Source organism: Methylobacterium sp. BI1, assembly GCF_056680125.1.
Genome location: NZ_CM155267.1, coordinates 4,588,796 through 4,611,654, shown reverse-complemented (window position 1 = coordinate 4,611,654; position 22,859 = coordinate 4,588,796). Strand labels below are relative to the sequence as shown.

The following is a 22,859-nucleotide window of genomic DNA, read 5'->3' as shown; positions in this document are numbered from 1 at the left end:
ACCAGGCCCTGAAACGCGAAGAGCCGGCGCCCCATCGAGGCGCCGGCTCTCCGTCGTCCGGGATCAGACCCAGTCGTCGTCCCCGCCGCCGCCGAGGTCGCCCCCGAAATCGCCGCCGGAATCCTCCGTGAAGGAGGCGTCCTGGAGGTCGTTGCCGCCGCCGAGGGCCGATCCGAGATCCTCGTTGCCGCTACCGCCAAAGAAGTTGTTCTCGGTAATGTTCGGCGCACCGCCGAGCCCGGCCGCCGCTGCGCTGCCGAGCTGGGAATGGCCGCCCGCGAAAGCGTTGGAGAGGGCGCTACCGAGCAGCATGCCGCCGGCGGCACCGGCCGCCATGGGCAGGGCCGTCGCCATGAAGCCGCCGCCGCGTGCCGGCGCCGCCTGCTGGCCGCCCCAAGGGCCGCCCTGCTGCGGACCGCCATAGCCCGGCTGCTGTCCGTAACCCGGCTGCGGCTGACCATAGCCCGGCTGCTGCGGCTGGCCGTAGCCCGGCTGGCCACCCTGGTTGCCCCAGGCCCCGCCCTGGCGGGGCGGCTCGGGCTGGCGGGCGGAGGAGCCGCCGCCGAAGATGCTGGACAGGAAGCCGCCGCCGCCCTGGGGCTGCTGCTGACCGGCCCGACGGAGCTGCTCGAGCTGCTCGTTCAGGCTCTTGATCGCTTCTTCCTGCACGTAGATGAGCTGCGCCATGGCGTAGGGCGCGTAGGGCTGTGCCCGGATCTTGTCGGCAATGAAGCGCTCGGCTTCCGCGTCACGGGGCTGGCTCGAAGCCTGCTCCAGGCGCTGGAAAATGCCGCCGATGACGTCGCGTTCTTCGCTGTTCATGGAGTTGTCCTCCTGGGGCAAGCCGGCGGGTGACCACCCGCACGGGCGGGTCACAGATGGGGGTGCCGCCGGCCTTTGTCAGGGGTTCAACGCAAACTTTGCCGTCCCGGATGCATGTGCCACTTTCAAATGTGCGCAGAACGCGGAAAAGCCCGGCCTTGCGGCCGGGCTTTCCTGAGAATGCGCGCCCCCTGGGGGAGCGCGATCAAATCGGGTCCTAGTAGGAGCCGAACTTGTAGTTCAGGCCGGCGCGGACGACGGCGAACTCGGTGTCGCGCACCTGACGGCCGCCGCTGACGAGCACGACGCCCGGGCTGGTGACGCTGACTTCCTGGCCGGCATTGTTGACGGCGAAGACACCGTTGTTGCGGTTGCCGCGGTCGAGGTTCACGTACAGACCTTCGATCTTCAGCGTGACGGCCGAGGACTTGAAGAAGTTCAGGAACGAGTCGGTGGGGAGCGCGTACTCGACGCCGCCGCCGGCAGCCCAGCCGGTCTGGAAGTCGTCGCGGCTGGAGTTGCTCAGACCGAAGTCACGACCGCCGCCCGAACCGTAGGCGAAGCCGCCGGTGCCGTACACGAGGGTGCGGTCGAAGGCGTAGCCGAGGCGACCGCGGACGGTGCCGAAGTAGTCGAGGCCCGAGACGCCGGCCGGGTTGAAGACCTGCTGGGCGGCCAGCGGGCCGGTGGCCGAGAAGCGGTTCCGCTCACGACCGAAGTCGACGTACTGGGCGTCGGCTTCGATACCAACGACCACGCCCGAACCCGGGGTGAACTGGTAGTTGTAGCCGACCTGACCACCGCCGACGAAGCCGTCGTTGCTCTGGCCGTTGCTGAAGGCGATGGCGGCCGTGGTGCCGGGCAGGACCAGGGTGCTGGCGCCGTTCACGCCGATGACGGTCGGCTGGCTGTTGCTGGAGGCGTCGAAGCCGTAACCGGCGTTGAAACCAGCGTAGAAGCCGGTCCAGGTGAACACTGGCACCGGCACGAACACCGGCGGGGGAGCCTGACGACGCGGAAGGTCGGCGGCGAAGGCGGAGCCGGCGATCGCGATGCCGGCGAGCGCGGTGGCGCTGCGAAGGAAGGATTTCATGATCTGGTCCTCTAACCGTTACGCAGCGGCGCCACTTTTACGGGTGGCGTCCGCTGCAGTTCCCCGTCTTTAAGCCAGCAGCGTGCGAGAAGCTGTTGCGTTACGATCACGCCAGCCGCAGTGAACACGGCCCCTTTGTGGCGATACTCGTCTTATTCTCACCCACTCCGTGAACACCGAACGCGCATCAATGGCCAAGGTTCGCGCACGGCCACGCTTTTTTCCGCATTGGCTTTTGACAAAGTGTCGCAGGGGCTGGACGGCTCACGCCGACAGGGCGATCGCCGAGATCAGGCGGCCATAATCCGCCTCGCCGCGATGGGTGGTGCGGCGGAAGCTGTAGAAGCGCTCGGGATCCGCGTAGGTACAGCACCCGAGATCGCTCGCCCGGGCGATCCCGGCCTCCGCGAGGCGCGCCAGGATGAAGCCCGGCAGGTCGAACTGGGCGTGGCCCTCACGGGCTCCGGGACCGAGGAACCGCTCGAAGCCGGGGGCGTCCGCCCGGAACCGGGCGATGAAGTTGGGTCCGACCTCGTAGGAGGCCTGCGCGATCGTCGGCCCGAGAACTGCCACGATACGGTCGCGCGCGGCGCCGAGGTCCTCCATCGCTGCGAGGGTCCGGTCGATCACGCCGCCGAGGGCGCCCTTCCAACCCGCATGGGCGGCGCCGATGACGCGGTTCTCCGGGTCGGCGAACAGGATCGGGCCGCAATCGGCCGTGGCGATCCCGAGTGCGAGGCCGGGCACCCGGGTCACCATCCCGTCGGCCTTGGGGCGATCGGCCAGGGCGATCGGACCTTCGACCACCACCACGTCGGGCGAGTGGACCTGGTACAGGCTGACGAGGGCGTCCTCCGGAACGTCCAGATGGCGGCTCATGCGGCGGCGGTTCTCGCCCACGTGCACGGGCGCATCGTTCGAGCCGAGGCCGCCATTGAGCGCGGCGTAGATCCCCTCCGAGACGCCGCCGCGCCGGGTGAAGAAGGCGTGCCGAATGCCCGGGAGGCCGGCGAGATGCGGGGACTCGAGAGCTTCGGCATGATCGAAGGTTTCGGGATGTTCGCGCGTCATGGGCACTTCGATCCTTGCGGAGAATGGCATCGCTGGGGACGGGGCGGGGCGCGTACGGCCCTCGCCACGGTGAGGCCCGCGGGCGGGACCTTGGTGTCTCTCGGCGACACCCTGACGGCGCGGCTCTTTACGGTTCGTTAAGCATGTTTTGATCGGATGCGACTCAAGAGTCGAGGATCAGCCGATGTCGGAAGCAGCCCGTCACCCCGCCCCGTACGAAACGGCGCCCCGGCCTCAGCCCGGTCCGCTGCGCGACTGGCTGGCCGCCATGAAGGCCGCGACCCATCCGGCGGGCGCCGAGCCGCAGGCCGCCATGGCCCCCGTCGCCCTGCCGGAAGAGCCGCGGGCCGCCGAGCAGGGCAAGTCCTGGACCCCGCGGGTCGTGACGCCGGCCCCCGCGCCGGCGGATGCCGTCGAGGGCGACCTCTCGGACCTCATGGCCGAGAACATCATGCTGAAGGCCAAGCTGAAGGTCGAGAACGACCGCTACGACGCCCTCCAGGGCGTCATCGCCCGTGAGCTGCGTAACCTGCGCGCCCATGTCGAGGCCGAGATGCAGGAATTCGAAGAAGCGCGCCGCGAGCGCGACCGGCTCACCGCGAGCCAGGGCGAACTCGAGAGGGAGGTCCACGACCTGCGGGCCAAGGGCGCGGACGATGCCGCCCAGCTCGCCGAGATGCGCAGCGAGCGCGACCTCTGGGCCGCCCGGGCCGAGGCGCTGGCACAGCCCATCTTCCAGAAGCGCAGCGGCCTCTGAGGCTGGCGCCCCGACGTCATCCCCTGAAACGACGTCACCCCCCTGAAACATCGAAGGGCCGCCCCGTGAGGGGCGGCCCTTCCATTGCCGAACCACTCGTGTCCGGCCGGAACTGTCGTGGTCGCGTCGAGCGCTAGAAGGCTGCGCCGGAGGCGACGGTCCAGGTCCGGGAGGCCGGGGTGAGCGGCTGATGACAATGAGACACTGGATCACCTCCTTTCGTTCGTTGCGGGTGAGCCGAAGTTAGTCAGCCCCTTCCGGTTTGAAAAGGCCCGCGCCCGCGCCCATCCGCCGCCCCCCTCGGGGACGGTGCCGCCCCCCCTCGGGGACGCTCCACGGTGCCGCGGGGAGCCGGCTGGCCTCCGCCCCGCCGGAGGTCTAAAGGTTCCGGCCTTCCCCTCGCGCGGCGCGGCATCGGCCTCGCGCCCGCCGGCCACGGACCCGCGCCCCCCCATGTCCACAGCCCTGCGCATGCCGGCGCCCGACGAGGCGGCGCTCGACCCGGACGCCATGCGCCAGCCCCTGCCCGACGGCTGGTACTGCGTCGGCCGGTCCGAATCCCTGAAAGCGGGGTCCCTGCGCGCCGTCGAACTCAACGGCGAGCAGATCGTGCTCGGTCGCGAGGCCTCCGGCGCCCCCTTCGCCCTGCGCGACCGCTGCCCCCATCGCGGCATGGCCCTGTCGAAGGGGCGCTTCGACGGCGGCGAGCTGACCTGCCCGTTCCATGGCTGGCGCTTCGGCACCGACGGGCGCTGCCGCGACGTGCCTACCCTCTCGGCCTCGGACACGGCCGATTTCTCGCGGATCGCGGTGCAGCGCTTCCCCATCCGCGAGAGCGCGGGCTTCGCCTGGGTCAATCCGTATCTCGGGCCGGAGACCGGTTCGCCTCCGGCGGCGCTGCCGGAACTCGGCTTCACCCCGGCCGGCTCCCTGGTGGTCGAACTGGTGGTCGAGGCCTCCTTCGACCTGACGACGCTCAGCCTCGTCGATCCCGGCCACGTCGCCTTCGTGCACGATTCCTGGTGGTTCCGGCCCTCGAAGGAGCTGCGCGAGAAGGTGAAGACCTTCACGCCGACCCCGCACGGCTTCACCATGACGAGCCACGCCACGACGACCAGCTCGCCGGTCTACCGGCTCCTCGGCGGCGTGCCCGCGGTGGAGATCGAGTTCCGCCTCCCCGGCGTGCGGCTGGAGCGGATCGAGGCCGGCACGAAGCGGGTGGCGAACTACACCTTCGCCACGCCACTGACCCAGAACCGGACCATGCTGACGAATGCCCTGTACTGGAACATGCCGGCGCTGAACCTTCTCAAGCCCCTGGCGCGGCCGCTGATGCGCCAGTTCCTCACCCAGGACCAGCAGGTGCTCCAGCACGCCCAGGCCGGCCTCGACCGCAAGCCGACCATGGTGCTGTTCGGCCAGGGCGACCTGCCCTCGCAATGGTATTTCCGCCTCAAGCGCGAGGCGCTCCAGGCGGCCCGGGAGGGGCGGCCCTTCGCCAATCCCCTGGCCACGCAGGAGCTGCGCTGGCGCTCCTGACCGCCGGGCGCCCGCGACCCGGGGGGATGCTGCGTCTTCGGGACGCGATGCCTGGCTGCGGCGCTTGATCGGCGCGCCGCAACCGCCATCTCGGAGCCATGAAACGGCACAGTCTGATCAAGGCGTTGAGCGCCGCCACGGTGATGACGCTCGGCGGGGTCGGCTATGCCGCCCACAAGCGCGGGCGCAATCCCTATTATCGCGGGCCGCGCAGCGACCATTTCGACGGGGTCCGCTTCCACAGCCCGGACCAGCCGGCGGACAAGACCCTTGGCGACATCGCCCGCTGGCGTTCCCGGCGCGGGGTCGACAGCCCCCTGCGCCAGACCTGGCCGGCCTTCCACCCGAGCCCCTACGCGCGCGACGTCCCGCCGGAGCGGGTCGGGGGCCTCCGTGTCACCCTGATCGGGCATGCGAGCTACCTGTTCCAGGTCGCCGGCCGAAACATCCTGGTCGACCCCGTCTATGCGCGCCGGGCGAGCCCGGTGCGGTTCGCCGGGCCGAAGCGGGTGAACCCGCCGGGGATCGCCTTCGCCGACCTGCCGCCGATCGACGCCGTCCTGATCACCCACAACCATTACGACCATCTCGACGGTCCGACGATCGCGCGGATCTGGCAGGCCCATCAGCCGCTGATCCTGGCGCCGCTGGGCAACGAGGCCGTGCTGCGCGCCTACGACGACACCATGCACGTGGAGACCCGCGACTGGGGCGATTCGGTGGATCTCGGCGGCGGCCTGACCCTCCACGTCACCCCCGCCCACCACTGGTCGGCCCGCGGCCTGAACGACCGGCGGATGGCCCTGTGGTGCTCCTTCGTCCTGACCACGCCGGTGGGGGTGCACTATCACTCGGGCGACACAGGTCTCCGCGACGGCGCGACCTTCCGGGAGGCCCGCGCCCGCTTCGGGCCGCCGCGCCTCGCCACCCTGCCGATCGGGGCCTACGAGCCCCGTTGGTTCATGAAGGACCAGCACATGAACCCCGCCGAGGCCGTCGAGGCCGGGCTCCTCCTCGGGGCCGACCAGATGCTCGGCCACCACTGGGGTACCTTCCAGCTCACCGACGAGGGCATCGAGCAGCCGGTGGACGCCCTGGCGGAAGCCTGCGCCGCGCAGGGCCTGGCGCCGGAGCGCTTCCTCGCGATGCGGCCTGGCCAGGTCTGGGAAGCCTGACGCGGTCCGGATCGCCGATCGATCTTTCGTACAGTTTAAGACAAACAGCCTGATAGATGATCCGAGGCCAGTTCAGGTGTTCGCGACCGAGGTTCGACCATCCGGTTTCAAATCGCGCCATCTGGATCCGTCGTTAAGAGGTTGATAGCGTCTCTCAGCCACGTCTAGATCGTACATTGAATACGATCGTTGACGGGCTGCACGATGATTCACCTCAGGACGTTGACCGCGAAGGTCATTCTGCTGGCCGCCGGCGCCATTGTGCTAGTGTCCGCGGCGTTGTTGCTGGTGACCGGCTACGAGATCGGCTCACAGCTCGAGGCCAAGCAGCGCGCCGACGGCGAGCGCCACCTGCGCACCCTGGGCCTCGTCGCGGGCGACCGGATCCCGCAGGCCGAGATCGCCTTCGACGGCGACCGGGTCCGGACGGCGCGCATGCCCGACCTCGGCGGCCTGTCCGACGCGGCGATCGTCGACCGCACCGTGGCGTATGTGGGCGGCAGCGCGACGGTGTTCGCCTACGACCCGGCCGGCGACCGTTTCGTGCGCCGGGTGACCACGATGAAGAACGAGCGCGGCGAGCGGGCGGTGGGCACCGCCCTGGCCACGGACCATCCGGCCCAGGCCCTGATCCGCGCCGGCCAGGCCTATAGCGGTCCCGCGACCCTGTTCGGCCGCTCCTACCTCACGGTGTACCAGCCGACCTTCGACGCGGCGGGCCGGGTCAACGGCATCCTGTATGTCGGCGTGCCCCTGGAGTCCTACGAGGCGGTCTACGCCCAGACGATGGCGGCGATGCGCTGGACCATCCTGTCGGTCGCGCTCCTGGCCTGCCTGCTCGTCGGCCTCGTGGCCGTCCGCCTGTTCCGGCCGATCCGGGTGATCGCGGAGCGGACCTCCGGCCTGGTGGCCGGCGACTACGAGGGCGCCATTCCCTACCGGGACGCCCAGGACGAGGTCGGCGCCGTCGCCCGCGCCCTGGAGGCCCTGCGCGACACCAGCCTGCGGGCGCGGGCGCTGGAATCCGATCGCTCCGCCATGAGCCAGGTGACCCAGGACCGCCGGGCCCTCCTCGACGCCGAGATCGCGCGCTTCCGCAGCCAGGTCTCCGAGGCCCTGAGCGCCGTCGGCGCCCAGACCGGCGACCTGCGCACCCGCTCGGCGGCGATGTCGAGCGCCTCGGCCGAGGCCTCCCGCGCGGTGGACGGCGCCTCCGCCGGCTCGCGCGAGACCTCGTCGCACGTCCAGACCGTGGCCAGCGCCGCGGAGGAACTCACTGCCTCCATCGTCGAGATCAGCGGCCGCCTCGAAGCCGCCAAGGGCGAGGTCGACGCCGCCTTCGACGAGGCCTCCAGCACCAACCACCGCATGGGCCAGCTCGCCGGCACGGCCCAGCGCATCGGCGACGTGGTCGGGCTGATCCGCGCCATCGCCGACCAGACCAACCTGCTGGCCCTCAACGCCACCATCGAGGCGGCCCGGGCCGGCGAGGCGGGCCGCGGCTTCGCGGTGGTCGCCTCCGAGGTCAAGGCGCTGGCGAGCCAGACCGCCAAGGCCACGGACGAGATCGCCAGCCAGGTGGCCTCGGTCCAGACCTCGACGGGGCAGGCGGTGGACGCGATCGGCCGCATGACTGACCGGATGGGCACGATCAGCGCGATGACGAAGGATCTCGCCGCCGCGGTCGCGATGCAGGGCGAGGCCACCGGCGAGATCTCGCGCAACGCGGGGAACACCGCCACGACCTCGGTGGCCATCGCCCGCGACCTCGGCACCGTCTCCGACGCCACCCGCCGGACGGCCGCCATGGCCGAGAGCGTCCAGGGCAGCGCCGCCTCCGTCGAGGACGTGGCGGCCGGCCTCGAAGCCGAGATCGGCCGCTTCCTCAGTGCCGTCGCGGCCTGACCCGCGACGCCATTCGGGTTCGAAGGCTCACGCGCTCAGAGGATGAACCGGCTCAGATCCGCGTTGGCCGCCAAGCTCTCGACGCGGGCGCGCACGTAGGCGGCGTCGATCGGCACGGTCTCGCCCGCCCGGTCGGTGGCCGTGAAGGAGATCTCGTCGATGACGCGCTCCAGCACGGTCTGGAGCCGGCGGGCGCCGATGTTCTCGACCGAGTTGTTCACGTCGACCGCGACCCGGGCGAGCGCGTCCACGGCGTCCTCGCTGAACGTGAGGGTGACGCCCTCGGTCTGCATCAGCGCCACGGTCTGCTTCAGCAGGCTCGCCTCCGTGGACGTCAGGATCTGGCGAAAATCCTCGACGGTGAGCGGCTGCAACTCGACGCGGATCGGCAGGCGGCCCTGCAGCTCCGGCAGCAGGTCGGAGGGCTTCGAGACGTGGAAGGCGCCGCTGGCGATGAACAGGATGTGGTCGGTCTTCACCGGCCCGTGCTTCGTCGCCACGGTGGTGCCCTCGATCAGGGGCAGCAGGTCGCGCTGCACGCCCTCGCGGGAGACGTCGGCCGAGGAGCGGCCCTCGCGGGCGCAGATCTTGTCGATCTCGTCGAGGAAGACGATGCCGTTGTCCTCGACTTCGCGGATCGCCTCCTGGGTCAGGGATTCGGCGTCGACGAGCTTGTCGGATTCCTCGGCCAGCAGGGGCGCGTAGGCGTCCTTCACCGTCATCCGGCGCGGCTTGCCCTTCTGGCCGCCCAAGGCCTTGCCGAGCATGTCGCCGAGATTGACCGCGCCCATGGAGGCGCCGGGCATGCCGGGGATCTCGAACATCGGCAGGCCGCCCGGGGCACCGCCCGCGAGCTCGATCTCGACCTCCTTGTCGTCGAGCTCGCTCGCCCGCAGCTTCTTGCGGAAACTGTCGCGGGTGGCCTGGCTCGCGGTCGGGCCCACCAGGGCGTCGAGGATGCGGGCCTCGGCCGCCGCCTCGGCCTTGGCCTTCACCGAGCGACGCTTGTCCTCGCGCTTGAGGCCGATGCCGACCTCCACGAGGTCGCGGACGATCTGCTCGACGTCGCGGCCGACATAGCCGACCTCGGTGAACTTGGTGGCCTCGATCTTGAGGAACGGCGCACCGGCGAGGCGCGCGAGGCGGCGGGCGATCTCGGTCTTGCCGCAGCCCGTCGGGCCGATCATCAGGATGTTCTTCGGGGCGACCTCCTCGCGCAGGGGGCCGGTCAGCTGCTGCCGGCGCCAGCGGTTGCGCAGGGCGATGGCGACGGCGCGCTTGGCGTCGGCCTGCCCGACGATGAAGCGGTCCAGTTCCGAGACGATCTCGCGGGGGGAGAAGGTGGTCATCACGCTCCGATCGGGTGCGGCAGCCGCGCTGCCAGGGGCGGGGGAAGGGCGCGCAGGATGAGGGCGCGCAAAGGGTGCCACCCGGCGCTGAGCGCCAGGATGAAGGCCCCGAGGGTGAGGAGGCTCAACGGGACGGTGCTGCCGGAAAACCCGGCCTCGCGCACCAGGGCGCCGAGGGCGAGGCCGGCATAGACGAGGCCGGAGATCAGGAGGGCGCGCCGGTCCACCGCCAGGGCGATGCCGGCGAGGCCGACGACGATGCCCAGCACCCCGAGGGTCGCGGCCTGGCCGCCGCCGGCGGTCAGGCCGCCCAGGATCGGGTGGACGATGAGCGGCGCGGCCAGCAGGTGCAGCCAGAAGGCGATGTCGGTGCGCCGGGTGACGCGGGCCGGGTCCGACAGGTCGAAGCGCATCGCGAGCGCGAAGACGCCGAGGCCGGCGGCGATGAACAGCCCGTTGCGCGCGGCGCGCGTCAGGTCCGGCGCCACGGCGAGCAGCAATCCGAAGATCAGGGCGCAGAGTGCCGCTGCCCCGGCCGCCACCGTGATCGGCACGGCGAAGCGCCGGTAGTGCAGGGTGACGAGGGCGAGGGTCGCCAGGGCGCCGCCGATCAGCGGGAGCGGGCCGAGGCGGGGATCGGCCGTGAGGTCGAGGAGGGTCGGCCAGCTCGCCCCGGTGCGGCCCGCTCCGGCCAGCGCGAAGGCCGCCGCCGACTGCACCGCCAGGGCGAAGATCACGAGCAGCACGAGGCTCGGCAGCGCCATCCGGCGCCGGCGGGTGAAGAACTCCGCGAGACCCCAGGCGAGGGCGGCGATCAGGGCGTAGCCGGACGCCGGGCCCAGGGCCGACCAGCCGAAATGCGCGCAGGCGCCGAGGAACAGGAACAGCCCGAGGGTGACGAAGATGTCGGCGAAGCCCGAGACGAAGCGCAGGCGCTCGTCGTCGCGCGGCACGTCGAGGCCGGCCTCCGGCCCCGGATTCGCCCGGGCCAGCCGGTCGAGGGCCGCGGCCTGGATCTCGGTGATGATGCCCTCGGCCACGGCGCGGCGGAGGTGGTCGGCGGTGATCACGACGGGACCTCGCGGTGGGTCGCCCTGCGGGAAGCGAGGGCGATGCCGCGTCGGGCGGGACAGGGAGCTGGGCGACGCACGCACCCGACTTAAGCGCGCCGCTGCCCCCTTTCCAGACGTTCCCGTGTCTTAGGCGGCGCGGATCGAGCCCACGAAGTGCGTAACCTCGCCGTCGAGGGCGCTGGAGCGGCGGGCGAGCTCCGCCGCCGAGGCCAGGACCTGCGCGGCCCCGGCGCCGACCTCCACCGCGGCCCCCTGGACCTCCGCCATGGTCTCGGTGACGTCGTGGGTGCCGCGGGCGGCGTCGCTGACGCTGCGGGCGATCTCCTGCGTGGCGACCTGCTGCTCCTCCACCGCTGCGGCGACGCCGAGGGCGATGCTGTGCACGCTGCCGATGGTGGTGCCGATCTCGCGGATCGCCTCGACGGTCTCGCGGGTAGCGGCCTGGATCATGCCGATCTGCGCGGTGATCTCGTCGGTGGCCTTGGCGGTCTGGGCCGCGAGAGTCTTCACCTCGGTGGCGACCACCGCGAAGCCACGGCCCGCCTCGCCGGCGCGGGCCGCCTCGATCGTGGCGTTCAGGGCCAGCAGGTTGGTCTGCCCGGCGATGTTCGAGATCAGGGCGACGACGTCGCCGATGCGGGCAGCGCCCTCGGCGAGGGCTTCCACCCGGGCGTTGGTCTGGCGGCTGCTCTCTACGGCGGTGGCGGCGGCGGCCGAGGTCTGGCCGACCTGCTGGCCGATCTCGTTGGCGGTGGCGGCGAGTTCCTCCGTGGCGGCGGCCACGGCCTGGACGTTCTGCGCCGTCTCCTGGGCGGCGCGCATCACCGCGGCCGATTGCTGGTTGGTGCGCTCGGCCTGTGCCGACATCGAGCGGGCGGTCTCCTCCATGGCGGCCGCGGCGTCCGAGAGGTCGCCCACGAGGGCGCCGACGCTGCCCTGGAAGCGGTCGGCCAGCTCGGTCCGCTCGGTGCGCCGGCGGGTCGAGGCGAGCCCGGCGGCCTCGTCCTGCGTCATCCGCAGGGTCTCGGCCTCCCGCATGGAGCGGGCGAAGACCTGCATGCTGGCCCAGATCGCGCCGATCTCGTCGCGGCCCGGCTTGACGGCCGGCAGGTCGAGCTGGCCCTCCGACAGGCGCCGGATCGCCGCGGTGACCCGGGCGAGGGGAGCGGCGATCTGCCGGTGCCCGATCAGGATGCCGAGCACGAGGCTCGCGAGGGTGCCGCCGGCCGCCAGGGCGATCAGCAGGGCGAGGCGGCTGTCGTAGAGGGCGTCGGTGGCGGCATCGATGGCGCCGACCTGGGCCTGGCCGCTGGCCACCAGGGCGTCGATGGAGTCCTGGAAGGCCTGGCGGTTGGCGCGGTTGGCCTCGTTGAAGCCGAGATCGGCCGCCGCCTTCGGGGCGACCGCGGTGCCCGCCCGGGCGATCTCCTCGCGCAGGCTGGTGAAGGTGGCGGCGCCCTGCACGACCCGAGCGAACTGCGCGCGCTCCGCCTCGGGCACCCGGCGGCCGAGGGTGGCGAGGAGGTCGTTCATCGCCGTCAGGTTCTGGCGCATCCGGTCGGCGTATTTCTGGGCATCGGCCGTGTCCTTGGCGGCGTAGACGCCGCGGGATTCCAACACGACGTTGCTCACGAGCCGATTGACGTTGGCGGCGTCGAGGGCCCGGCGGGCCGCCTGTCGGGACTCGACCATCGCGGCGTTGAAAGCCGAGAGCGTGCCGATACCGACGCCCGCGACGACCAGGGTGATCGCCCCGCAGGCCAGGACGAACATCAGTATCTTCGCCTTGATCGTCATGTCCGGGACCCTGTCACGAGCTCTGACCTAAGCTCGTAAGCAGTGTCTCGAAAACTTCGGTTAACGCGTCGGCGCTCGGTCAGCTTTCGGACGTGTCCAAGCTCTCGAGTACGAGGCTGTCATTCGTGTAGACGCAGATCTCGGCCGCGATGCGCATGGCCCGGCGAACGATTTCTTCTGCATCGTGACTGCTGTCTTCGAGCGCACGGGCGGCCGAGAGGGCGTAGTTCCCGCCGGAGCCGATCGCCATCACGCCGCTTTCCGGCTCCAGCACGTCGCCCGCGCCCGAGAGCAGCAGGCTGACCTCCTTGTCGGCCACCAGCATCATCGCCTCCAGGCGGCGCAGGTAGCGGTCGGTGCGCCAGTCCTTGGTCAACTCGACGCAGGCCCGGGTGAGCTGCCCCGGATACTGCTCGAGCTTGGCCTCAAGCCGCTCGAACAGGGTGAACGCATCGGCGGTGGCGCCCGCGAAGCCGCCGATCACCGAGCCCTTGGCGAGGCGCCGGACCTTGCGGGCGTTGCCCTTGACGATGGTCTGGCCGAGACTGACCTGCCCGTCGCCGCCGATCACCACCCGGCCGCCCTTGCGGACCATCAGGATCGTCGTGGCGTGCATCTGCGGCGGACCGCTCGCTTCGGAATGGGACAAGACAGGCTCCGGTTCGGTTGGGAACCCCGCTCACGTAGTCGCTCCCGGGGTCCGCTCCAAGCACCGCAGGACAAGCACCGCAGGACAGGCAACACTGCCGGCGTGGCCTATCCGGGATACCGCGGAAAGGCCGGCAGCGCGTCGAAGCGGCCGAACCATTCATGGGCGTCCGCGACCTGGATGCGGATCGACGGGGGCAGGGCGTCGGGGTCGTCCAAGGTCGCCGTGTGGAGGTCGACCTGGCCGGGAAAGACGGCCCCGTTGCGGTAGAACAGGTTGGTGCCGCAGGTCCCGCAGAATTCGCGGATGACGCCGGGCGAGGATTCGTAGGCGGCCGGCGTGCCGGTGATGGTGAGCCGGTCGTCCGGGAACAGCGCGAACCCCACCGCGGGCGCGCCCGAGGACCGCCGGCAATCGGCGCAGTGGCACAGGGCGCTGTGGCTCGGCTGGCCCTCGGCCACGTAGTGGATGGCGCCGCAGCGGCAACGTCCGGTCAAGGCCATGCGAATCTCCTCTCGTTCGCACCCGTTGTCCCCGAGCGGCCGGGATCTCACAAGCCGCGCTACACCACCACGGTGATCCGCTTCGCCGCCCGGGTCAGGCCGGTATAGAGCCAGCGGGCCCGGTGCTCGCGGAAGGCGAAGGATTCGTCGAACAGCACGACGTCGTCCCATTGCGAGCCCTGCGCCTTGTGGACCGTGAGGGCGTAGCCGTAGGTGAACTCGTCGGTCTCGCGCTTCAGGAAGGCCGGGATCTCCTCTTCGGAGCCGGACATCACGGCCTTGAGGACTTTGATGTCCACGGGGCGGCGGCGCAGGGCCGGATCGTCCTCCGGCACCACGTCGAGGCGCACCGTGTCGGTGCGCGGCGAGGAGCGCTGGGCGTGCACAGTCCAGGTCGAGCCGTTGAGGAGGCCCTTGGTCCGGTCGTTGCGCAGGCAGACGAGCTTCTCGCCCACCGCCGGCATCGGGTCGGTGTGGCCGGCGAGCTCGCGCAGGCGGTTGTTGTAGAGCCGCCGGGTCTTGTTCATGCCCACCAGCACCTGGTCGGCCTGCAGCACCACGGCCGGGTCGATGGACCTGCGCGAGACGATGCGGCTCTCGCCGTACTCGCCGATGGCGAGGCGTCCGCCCTCGCGCACCGTCATCGCCATCCGGACGATCGGGTCGTCGGCGGCCTGCCGGTGGACGTCGGTGAGCATCACGTCGGGCTCGGCCTCGGTGAAGAAGCCACCCCCGCGCACCGGCGGCAGCTGAGCCGGATCGCCGAGCACCAGCACCGGCCGGTCGAAGGACAGGAGGTCGTTGCCGAGATCGGAATCGACCATCGAGCACTCGTCGATGACGATCAGCTCGGCCTTCGAGACCGGTCCGGTCCGGTTCAGGGTGAAGGCCGGGCCGCCATCCTCAGTCTCCTTGGTGCGGTAGATCAGGCTGTGGATCGTCGCGGCGTCGTGGCAGCCCTTCTGCCGCATCACCGAGGCGGCCTTGCCCGTGAAGGCGCCGAACACCACCGTGCCCTCGACGTCGTCGGCGATGCGCCGGGCGAGGGTGGTCTTGCCGGTGCCGGCATAGCCGAACAGGCGGAACACCTGCTGGCCGCCGGACTTGCGCCACGCGGAAATCGCCTTCAGGGCCGCGTCCTGCTGCGGGGCGAAGCGGGTCGGCAGATCGGTCTTGGTCGCGGTCTTAGTCGCGGTCTTAGTCGCGGTCTTGCCGTCGGTCTCCGCCATCAGAGCACCGAGGACCGCTGGAGGTCGAAGAGGTCGGTGCCGCGCGCGGCGAACAGGTCCTCCAGGGCATCGCCCCCGGCCTCCTGCGCGAAGGCGTACTCGGCATCCGAGATCGGCACGGCCTGCAGGAAGGCCAGCGCCGGATCGGACGCGGGGAGCGTCTGCAGCCGGGCCTCGAACAGGGTCGGCGGCACGAACAGGACGTGCGCGAGGCTCGCCGAGAGGCCGGTGAGCAGGCCGGGGAAGACGATGCCGGGGGCCAGGAACCAGCGCCCGCCGATGACCTGGAAGGCGCAGGCCGCCAGCATCCGCGCCACGTCCGGGTCGCGGCTCACGCCCAGGATCTCGCAGCGTCCGGGGAATTCGACGCCGTCCCGGTAGAGCGGGTGGTTGGCCAGGGTCACCGTCGCGCAGGCGGTGAGGCCGGGGCGCGGGGCGTCGCGGCAGGTCAGGATGTCGACGTGGCTGCGCCCCGTCTCGTCGGCGTGACGGGCGACTGAGGGCGCGCCGCCGAAGGCCGCCGCCAGCATCCGCGCCACCGCGCGGTTGGTCTCGGTGATGTCCGCCGGAGGGGCGGCCGGGGCGCTCACGGCCAGCGCACCGTCGGGGGCAGCGACGACAGGATCGAGGCGACGTTGCCGCCGGTCTTCAGGCCGAAGATCGTGCCGCGGTCGTAGAGCAGGTTGAACTCGACGTAGCGCCCGCGCCGGACCTGCTGCTCCAGCCGGTCCGCCTCGGTCCAGGGCGTCGCCAGGTTGGCGCGCACGATGGCCGGGTAGGCCTTGAGGAAGGCGCCGCCCACGTCGCGGGTGAAGGCGAGGTCGGCCTTCGGGTCGCCGGTCCAGTGATAGTCGTAGAAGATCCCGCCGATGCCGCGGGGCTCGTTGCGGTGCTTCAGGTGGAAGTACTCCTCGCACCAGGCCTTGTAGCGGGCGTAGTCGGCGGCCGGGGCGTGGGCGTCGCAGGCCTCCCGCATGGCGGCGTGGAACGTCAGGGAATCCGGGTCGTCCTGGGTCCGGCGCCGGTCGAGCACGGGGGTCAGGTCGGCGCCGCCGCCGAACCACGTCTTCGTGGTCACCACGAAGCGGGTGTTCATGTGCACGGTGGGCACGTTGGGGTTCCAGGGATGCGCGATCAGCGAGATCCCGGTGGCGAAGAAGCGCGGGTCCTCGGCGGCGCCCGGCATCTGGGCGCGGAACTCCGGGGCGAACTCGCCGTGCACGGCCGAGACGTGGACGCCGGCCTTCTCGAACACCCGGCCCTTGATCATCGCCATGGTGCCGCCGCCGCCGGGCGCACCGCTGTGGTCGGTGCGCTGCCAGGGGGTCTTCACGAAGGTGCCCGGCTCGGCCGGGGCGTCGGGATGGAAGGGGCCCGTCGCCTCCGCCTCCAGGGTCTCGAAGGCGGCGACGATCCGGTCGCGCAGGGTGGTGAACCACGCCGTCGCCTCGGCCTTCACGGCGTCGCGCTCGGCCTCGGGCAGCGGGGGGACGGAGGATTCGGGCATGGTCATGCCGGGGGATGTCCCATCCCGCCGCCCGGCCGTCAATTCACCGGGCCGCGGTCGGGACGCGGCGCTCAATCCTTGACGGACATCAGCAGCCGCTCGGTCTTGGCGTCCTCGATCCGGTTGACCATGCGCCGGCCCTCGTGGACGTCGCGGATGGTCTTGGTGGCGGTGATGCAGGACTGCACGAGCATGATCGTGCCCATGGCGAGGTAGCCCTTGATCCAGATGTCCATGGGCATGAACAGGATTCCGAGGCCCACCATCGCGGCGGAGCCGAGGAACGACGCGTAGGTGAAGGCGACCCAGGCGCCGGAATGCTGCGTGGTCTCGTTGGTCATGGTCGTGCTCCTTGGGGTGCGGGTCGGGGTCAGACGGTCGGCTGGCGGGGCGCCTCGGCCCGGGCGCGCAGGCGGTCGAGGATGGCGGAGGGGGCCGGACGGGTGCTCGGGCCGAAGCCGGCGCGCTCCATCCGCTCGGCGATGTCGAGGCCGGGCTCGGCCTCGCGCAGGGCCGCCTCGGTGTCGTCGGCCTCGGCCTGGAGGCTGCGCAGGCGCGCCAGGGTCGCCTCGGCTTCCTTCAGCGTGGCCCGGTCCTCCGGGGCGGCACACACCCGCAGGCGCCGGGCCGTCTCGGCGGCCGCGGCGAGGCGGCGGCCCCGCTCGAGCTCCGCCTGGCGCCGGGTGGCGTCGGCGACCTTGGCGCGGATGCGGGCCAGCTCGGCGGCGAAGCGGCCCCGGGCGGTGCGGATCGCGTCGCGCTCGGCCTCCAGTTCGGCGATCGCCTCCGCCGCCTCTGCGGCGAGGTCGTCGCGGCCAGACTGGAGCGCCGCCACGGCCCGGGTCTCGAGATCGGCGGCGCGGGTCTCCACTTCGGCGAGGCGGCGTTCCTCGGCCTGGTCGCCCGCCACCGAGGCGGCGAGCGCCTGGCGGCTGCGCTCCAGGGCGGCGCGGGTTTCGCGGATCTGCTGGTCGAGGATCAGGAGGGCGTTGCGGTCGAACAGGTCTTCTTCGGCGCGGGCGGCGGCGCCGCGGGCGAGGGTGCGAAACAGTCTGAGCATCGTCGGGCTCCGGGTCGGTGGCTGCTGTCCACGCCCCGGTTGTCGCAGCTTTTGAACACTGTTCAAGTGCGCAATTGCACGGCGTTCAATCCGGCATCGGGAAGCCGTCGGTCTGGCGCAGGGCCTCGCCCAGGATCATGGCGGCGCAGACCGCGACGTTGAGCGAGCGCAGCTCGGCGCGGATCGGCACCACGACCCGGGCATCCGCTGCGGCGTGGACGGCCTCGGGTACGCCGGCCGATTCCCGGCCCATCAGCAGGCAATCCCCGTCCCGGTAGGCGAACGCGGCGTAGGGCAGGGCGCCCTGCGTCGTGGCGAGGACGAGGCGGATGTTCTCCGCGCGGCGCCACGCCGAGAACGCGTCCCAGGAGCGGTGGCGGGTGACGGCGACGCGGTCGAGGTAGTCGAGGCCCGAGCGGCGCAGGTGCCGGTCCGAGACGTCGAAGCCGGCGGGCTCGATGATCTCCACGGCGGCCCCGAGGCAGGCGGCCATCCGCAGGAGGGTGCCTGTGTTCTGCGGAATGTCGGGCTGGTAGAGGGCGAGGCGGAGCATCGGCGGCGTCTCGGAGGAGGGGTGGGCGGTTCCGTGCGGCATCGCCCCCCGGTTGGCAGACGGTCAAGGCGGCATAGCTAAGGGAGCGCTGCAGCAACCGGATGTTCTCATGTTTCTCGATTGGCTCGAGCGCCGGATCGACACCTTCGCGCCGTTCGACGACGGCCGCATGCCACCGAAATCCGTGCTGGGCTTCGCCGGCTTCTATCTCCGGCCGATCCGGGGCGCCCTGGCGATCCTGTTCGTGGTGGCGGTCCTGGCCGGGTCGGTGGAAGCCTCGCTCTACCTGCTCATGGGCTGGTTCATCGACCTCCTGAACAAGGCCGACCGCGCCACCCTCTGGCAGGAGCACGGCACCGGCCTGATGCTGGCGGCCGGCCTGCTGCTGGTGGTGCGCCCGATCACGATCTGGCTGCACGAGATCCTGTCCAACCAGCTCATCGTGCCGCAGGCGACGAACCAGATCCGCTGGCGCACGCACCTCTACACCCTCGGGCACTCGCTCTCGTACTTCCAGGCGGACTTCGCAGGGCGCCTCGCCAACCGGGTGGTGCAGGTGGGGCCGGCGGTGCGCGAGCTCGCCGTCGTGTTCATCGACACCCTGCTCTACGTCGCGATCTACGCGGTGACGGCGGTCGGCCTGTTCGGCTCGATCTCGCTCTGGCTCGCCCTGCCGGTGGTGGTCTGGATCGCGGCCTATGCAGCCCTGACGCGCTGGTTCGTGCCGCGCGCCCGGTCCCGCTCGCTGCTCACCGCCGACACACGCTCGGCCCTGATCGGGCGCATCGTCGACAGCTACACCAACATCCTCACGGTGAAGCTCTTCGCCCGCGACCGCGAGGAGCGGGCGGCGGTGCGCGACGCAGTGGACGTGCACACCAAGGCCTACCTGCACCAGTTCCGCCTGGTCAGCAGCACCACGACCCTGCTCGGCCTCCTCAACAGCCTGCTGATCCTGTCCACCGCCAGCGTCTGCGTGATCCTGTGGCAACGCGGCGGCATGACCACCGGCGAGGCCTCCGCCGGGCTCGCCCTGGTCCTGCGGCTGATGGCGATGTCTGGCTGGGTGATGCAGACCGTGCGGGGCATCTTCGAGAATGTCGGCGTGATCCAGGAGAGCATGCAGACGATCGCCCGTCCGCACGCCATCACCGACCGGCCCGATGCCGGGACCCTGGCGGTCACGGGCGGCGATATCCGCTTCGAGGACGTCAGCTTCCATTACGGGCGCGACGACGCCGCGATCATCGAGAGGCTGAACCTGCACATCCGGCCGGGCGAGAAGGTCGGCCTCGTCGGCGTCAGCGGCGCCGGCAAGACCACGATCACGGCCCTGCTCCTGCGCCTGCACGACTTGGAGAGCGGCCGCATCCGCGTGGACGGCCAGGACATCGCCGGGGTGACGCAGGGATCGCTGCGCAGCGCCATCGCCATGGTGACCCAGGACACCTCGCTGCTGCACCGCTCGATCCGCGACAACATCGCGTATGGCCGCCCCGACGCCACCCAGGCCGAGGTCGAGCGCGCGGCGCGGCTGGCCCAGGCCGACACGTTCATCCGCGATCTCGTCGACCACAAGGGCCGCACCGGCTACGACGCCCAGGTGGGCGAGCGCGGCGTGAAGCTCTCGGGCGGCCAGCGCCAGCGCATCGCCATCGCCCGGGTCATCCTGAAGGACGCGCCGATCCTCATCCTCGACGAGGCGACCTCGGCCCTCGATTCGCAGGTGGAAGCGGCGATCCAGGAGAGCCTCGATACCCTGATGGAGGGCAAGACGGTGCTGGCCATCGCGCACCGTCTCTCGACCATCGCGGCCCTCGACCGCCTGATCGTCCTCGATACCGGCCGGGTCATCGAGGAGGGGACCCACGCCGAGCTCGTGGCCCGCGGCGGGCTCTATGCCCGCCTGTGGGAGCGCCAGTCCGGCGGCTTCCTCGCCGACGGCCTCGCCGCCCAGCCCTACGAGGCCGCGGCCGAGTAGGCGACGACCCTCCGGCAGGCCGATCCATAGGTCGGTGATGTCCAGTTCCGGGATATCCGTGCTGCACCGCACATGGGCTCCGCAAGTCTCTGCCGGAGCTTTGAGCAGACAGCATCGAGCGGGGCGGGTTACGAGCGTGAAAACCATAGCGTCAAGAGGAATTTAGACGCGTTCTGCGCAGGGCTTGAGCATGTGCTGCTCGTTTCATGTCCATCCTGCATAGCAGACCGGCCGCATCAGCCCTCGTGCTGCGGTGCGGCGAAGCCTACATCAGGCCCATGGCGACGGGGCACAGACCCCGTGGCACGAACAGTTTCGGACCCGACTCCCATGGTACATTCGATCATCAACCACATCCGTTCTTCCTGGAAGGAGAACGCCTCGGCGCGCCAGATCGCGGATCTGACCGACCAGCAGTTCGCCGACATCGGTGGCGACCGCCTCGACAGCCGCTTGCTCGACAAGGCCCGCCGCCACCGGGCGCGCGAGACCGTGCAGTTCCACAAGTCGGTAGGTGTGTTCTCCTACCCGACCGCCTAAGGTCTTCCGGCTACCCCGGCCGTCAATCCGACGGTCGGGAAGCCGGTAAACCGAGGGGCGTCGCTTGCGGCCAGGCAGTCTGAATCTGGGTAACTGGAATTCGGGCGGCCGGCCCCGGCCCCATCCGGATGACCGGCGGAGCGCCGTCGCGTTCCGTCTCCGAGCCGCCCTCGCGGCTCTTCTCTTTTCGGCGATGCCGGTCTTTCTGGCGATGCAGGCTGCGGCGAGCGCCGCCGAGCCCGTCGTCATCACCGTCGATCCAAGATCCGGCGCAACCGCTCCGACTCAGGCCATCGGCAACGCCGTCGTCGCCACCCTGCCGGACGCCCTGGCCCTGCGCAGGACTTGGCAGAGGACGTGGCATAAGACTTCGCAGAAGTCTGGGCGCCGCTCCGATCCCCGGCGGTCGATCGACATCGTCCTCGCACCCGGCCTGCACCGCCTCGACAAACCCGTCCGGTTCGGTCCCGAGGATGGCGGCACGTCCGCCGATCCCCTGGTGGTGCGCGGCAGCTCCGAAGGCAGCAGCCGCCTCGTCGGCTCCGTCCCCCTGCAGCCCGCGCCCGGCGGCATTCCCGCCGATCTCCTGGCGCGCCTGCCCCCCGCCGCCCGCGCCCAGGTCCGCGCCTATCGGCTGCCGCCGGCGGCCGGCCTCGAACTCCGCATCCAGGATCCCCGCACCCTCGCGCAGCGCGACGCCCGGGTGAACCTCGCCGTCTTCGACGGCGCCGGAGCGCTCTGGCCCGCGCGCTGGCCGAATGCCGGCTGGGCCAAGGTCGCCTCCGCCACGGACGGGGAGGCCGGCTTCACCGTCGCCGATGGGCGCGCGGCCGGCTGGCGCGGCGAGCCCGACCTCTGGGCCGAGGGCTACTGGCACTGGGACTGGCTGTTCGAGGCTTTTCCGGTGGTCGGCCTCGACGGGGCGGCCCAGCGCCTGACCCTGGAGGCCCGACCCTACGAGGGCATCGTCCGGGGCGCCCGCTACCGGATCGTCCACGCCCTCGCCGAGCTCGACGCGCCCGGCGAATGGTGGCGGGACGTCGGCTGGGGCATCCTCCTGGTCTGGCCGCGCGATCCCGCCGCTGCGCCGGAGGTGGCGGTCACCGACACCCTGCTGGCGGTGGAGGGCGCGTCGCACCTGCGCCTGAGCGGCCTCACCCTCGAACAGGCGCGCGGCGACCTCGTCCGCGTCTCGGACGCCACCGACGTCGTCCTCAGCGACATGACCCTGCGCCGGACTCCCGGCCGCGCCCTGTCGATCGCGCGCGCAACGGCCAGCGGCCTCGAACGCAGCCGCGTGGCGGAGACGGGCATCGGCGCCCTGCGCCTATCGGGCGGGGACCGGGCCAGCCTGACCCCGGCCGGTCTGTTCGTGCGGGATTGCCGGATCCGCGACTACGCCGAAGTGGCCCGGACCCAGAGCCCGGCCATCACCCTGGAGGGCGTCGGCCAGAGCGTGGAGGGCAACTACATCCACGACACCGACGAGTACGCGATCCTGCTCCGCGGCAACGCCCACCGGGTCGCCGGGAACGAGATCGCCCGGGTCCTGTCCCATTCGACCGACAGCGGCGCGATCTATTCCGGGCGCGACTGGACCGCCCGTGGCACGGTGATCGAACACAATTACCTGCACGACATCCGCGCCGCGCCGGGCTTCGAGATCAAGGGCGTCTACCTCGATGACATGGCGAGCGGCTTCACCGTGCGGGATAACCTGTTCGTCCGCGTCGACCAGCCCGTCTTCCTCGGGGGCGGCCGCGACAACCGTGTCGTCGACAACCTGTTCGTGGAGTCGAGTCCGGCCATCCACGTCGATGCCCGCGGCCGGACCTGGGCCCGGGACGCGATCGCGGACCCGCAATCGGAGTTGCGGGCGGCCTTCGCGGCGATGCCGGTCGGCTCCCGCCTCTGGCGCGCCCGCTATCCCGGCCTCGCCACGATCCTTCAGGACGATCCGGCGGCGGCGCGCAACGGCCTGACCGGGAACGTCTTCCTGGGCAGCGACCCGTTCCGGTTCGGCGACGGCGCCCGGGCCGACGAGCAGGTCGTGTCCGGCAATCGCGGGCCGGATGGCCTGCACCTGCCCGCCGACGCCCCCGCGCAGGGCGCGGCGCGCTTCGGCACGGTGCTCGACGCCGCCGGCGCGGTGGTGCGGCAGGCGGATCTCAGCCGCCTGGACCGCGACGTGCGCCTCGCCCCACCGCTCGTGCCCTCGGCAGGACGATAGTTCCGAACCGCGCGCATCCGCGTCCT

Annotated in this window: 21 protein-coding genes; 7 read left to right on the top strand and 14 right to left on the bottom strand. The window is 71.3% G+C overall.

The window, feature by feature from the left end:
* Positions 1-63: 63 nt before the first annotated feature.
* From AC1MGR_RS21810 to pgeF, 3 genes are all read right to left on the bottom strand, one after another.
* A complete protein-coding gene (locus AC1MGR_RS21810) occupies positions 64-822 on the bottom strand; it encodes a DUF2076 domain-containing protein (protein ID WP_108034787.1) in 759 nt (252 codons plus the stop codon).
* A 217-nt stretch (positions 823-1,039) separates the two neighbouring features.
* Positions 1,040-1,915 carry a porin family protein gene (locus AC1MGR_RS21805; protein ID WP_108034788.1) on the bottom strand — a complete coding sequence of 292 codons (876 nt, stop codon included), beginning with the start codon at positions 1,913-1,915 and terminating at the stop codon, positions 1,040-1,042.
* A 264-nt stretch (positions 1,916-2,179) separates the two neighbouring features.
* Complete coding sequence (gene pgeF, locus AC1MGR_RS21800; RefSeq protein WP_480232928.1) at positions 2,180-2,986, bottom strand: peptidoglycan editing factor PgeF; 807 nt, start codon at positions 2,984-2,986, stop codon at positions 2,180-2,182.
* A 184-nt stretch (positions 2,987-3,170) separates the two neighbouring features.
* On the opposite strand from pgeF, the gene AC1MGR_RS21795 reads away from it, so the two are divergent.
* The 4 genes from AC1MGR_RS21795 (at position 3,171) to AC1MGR_RS21780 (ending at position 8,362) form a co-directional block, all read left to right on the top strand.
* Positions 3,171-3,743: a hypothetical protein gene (locus AC1MGR_RS21795; protein WP_480232927.1), complete on the top strand. Its 573-nt coding sequence runs from the start codon at positions 3,171-3,173 to the stop codon at positions 3,741-3,743.
* Between the two features lie 453 nt (positions 3,744-4,196).
* The gene (locus AC1MGR_RS21790) at positions 4,197-5,282 is read left to right on the top strand and encodes a Rieske 2Fe-2S domain-containing protein (RefSeq protein ID WP_480232926.1); all 1,086 of its coding nucleotides are present in this window, start codon (positions 4,197-4,199) and stop codon (positions 5,280-5,282) included.
* Between the two features lie 98 nt (positions 5,283-5,380).
* Positions 5,381-6,457, top strand: a complete 1,077-nt coding sequence (locus tag AC1MGR_RS21785) for an MBL fold metallo-hydrolase (RefSeq protein ID WP_480232925.1) — start codon at positions 5,381-5,383, stop codon at positions 6,455-6,457.
* Positions 6,458-6,679: 222 nt separating this feature from the next.
* Entirely contained in the window at positions 6,680-8,362 is a 1,683-nt protein-coding gene (locus AC1MGR_RS21780; RefSeq protein WP_480232924.1) for a methyl-accepting chemotaxis protein, read from the top strand.
* 35 nt (positions 8,363-8,397) lie between these two features.
* On the opposite strand, the gene hslU is transcribed toward AC1MGR_RS21780, so the two are convergent.
* The 11 genes from hslU to AC1MGR_RS21725 all read right to left on the bottom strand — a co-directional run bounded on the left by hslU (position 8,398) and on the right by AC1MGR_RS21725 (position 18,082).
* On the bottom strand, positions 8,398-9,711 hold the full coding sequence (gene hslU, locus AC1MGR_RS21775) for an ATP-dependent protease ATPase subunit HslU (RefSeq protein WP_480232923.1): 1,314 nt from the start codon (positions 9,709-9,711) through the stop codon (positions 8,398-8,400).
* Positions 9,711-10,781, bottom strand: a complete 1,071-nt coding sequence (locus AC1MGR_RS21770) for a hypothetical protein (RefSeq protein ID WP_480232922.1) — start codon at positions 10,779-10,781, stop codon at positions 9,711-9,713. The genes hslU and AC1MGR_RS21770 overlap by 1 nt, the downstream gene beginning before the upstream one ends.
* Positions 10,782-10,910: 129 nt before the next feature.
* Positions 10,911-12,581: a methyl-accepting chemotaxis protein gene (locus tag AC1MGR_RS21765; RefSeq protein WP_108034797.1), complete on the bottom strand. Its 1,671-nt coding sequence runs from the start codon at positions 12,579-12,581 to the stop codon at positions 10,911-10,913.
* Positions 12,582-12,660: 79 nt separating this feature from the next.
* The gene (gene hslV / locus AC1MGR_RS21760; protein WP_108034798.1) at positions 12,661-13,197 is read right to left on the bottom strand and encodes an ATP-dependent protease subunit HslV; all 537 of its coding nucleotides are present in this window, start codon (positions 13,195-13,197) and stop codon (positions 12,661-12,663) included.
* Between the two features lie 140 nt (positions 13,198-13,337).
* Complete coding sequence (locus AC1MGR_RS21755) at positions 13,338-13,733, bottom strand: GFA family protein (protein WP_480232921.1); 396 nt, start codon at positions 13,731-13,733, stop codon at positions 13,338-13,340.
* Positions 13,734-13,792: 59 nt separating this feature from the next.
* The gene (locus AC1MGR_RS21750) at positions 13,793-14,962 is read right to left on the bottom strand and encodes an ATP-dependent DNA helicase (protein WP_480232920.1); all 1,170 of its coding nucleotides are present in this window, start codon (positions 14,960-14,962) and stop codon (positions 13,793-13,795) included.
* Positions 14,962-15,552 (bottom strand): suppressor of fused domain protein, encoded by a 591-nt coding sequence (locus tag AC1MGR_RS21745; RefSeq protein ID WP_480232919.1) that lies wholly within the window; start codon positions 15,550-15,552, stop codon positions 14,962-14,964. The genes AC1MGR_RS21750 and AC1MGR_RS21745 overlap by 1 nt, the downstream gene beginning before the upstream one ends.
* Positions 15,549-16,475, bottom strand: coding sequence for an oxygen-dependent coproporphyrinogen oxidase (gene hemF / locus AC1MGR_RS21740; protein ID WP_480232918.1), 927 nt, complete (start codon positions 16,473-16,475; stop codon positions 15,549-15,551). Before hemF ends, AC1MGR_RS21745 begins: the two co-directional genes overlap by 4 nt.
* A 65-nt stretch (positions 16,476-16,540) precedes the next feature.
* On the bottom strand, positions 16,541-16,810 hold the full coding sequence (locus AC1MGR_RS21735; RefSeq protein WP_108034802.1) for a YiaA/YiaB family inner membrane protein: 270 nt from the start codon (positions 16,808-16,810) through the stop codon (positions 16,541-16,543).
* Positions 16,811-16,839: 29 nt separating this feature from the next.
* Positions 16,840-17,529 (bottom strand): PspA/IM30 family protein, encoded by a 690-nt coding sequence (locus tag AC1MGR_RS21730; protein WP_480232917.1) that lies wholly within the window; start codon positions 17,527-17,529, stop codon positions 16,840-16,842.
* A gap of 85 nt (positions 17,530-17,614) precedes the next feature.
* Positions 17,615-18,082, bottom strand: a complete 468-nt coding sequence (locus AC1MGR_RS21725) for a tRNA (cytidine(34)-2'-O)-methyltransferase (RefSeq protein WP_480232916.1) — start codon at positions 18,080-18,082, stop codon at positions 17,615-17,617.
* A gap of 109 nt (positions 18,083-18,191) precedes the next feature.
* Between AC1MGR_RS21725 and AC1MGR_RS21720 the strand changes: the two genes are divergently transcribed.
* From AC1MGR_RS21720 to AC1MGR_RS21710, 3 genes are all read left to right on the top strand, one after another.
* Positions 18,192-20,063, top strand: coding sequence for an ABC transporter ATP-binding protein (locus tag AC1MGR_RS21720; RefSeq protein WP_480232915.1), 1,872 nt, complete (start codon positions 18,192-18,194; stop codon positions 20,061-20,063).
* Positions 20,064-20,393: 330 nt separating this feature from the next.
* Entirely contained in the window at positions 20,394-20,603 is a 210-nt protein-coding gene (locus AC1MGR_RS21715) for a hypothetical protein (RefSeq protein WP_055948402.1), read from the top strand.
* A gap of 193 nt (positions 20,604-20,796) precedes the next feature.
* Entirely contained in the window at positions 20,797-22,833 is a 2,037-nt protein-coding gene (locus AC1MGR_RS21710) for a right-handed parallel beta-helix repeat-containing protein (protein WP_480232914.1), read from the top strand.
* The last annotated feature ends 26 nt before the right edge of the window (positions 22,834-22,859 follow it).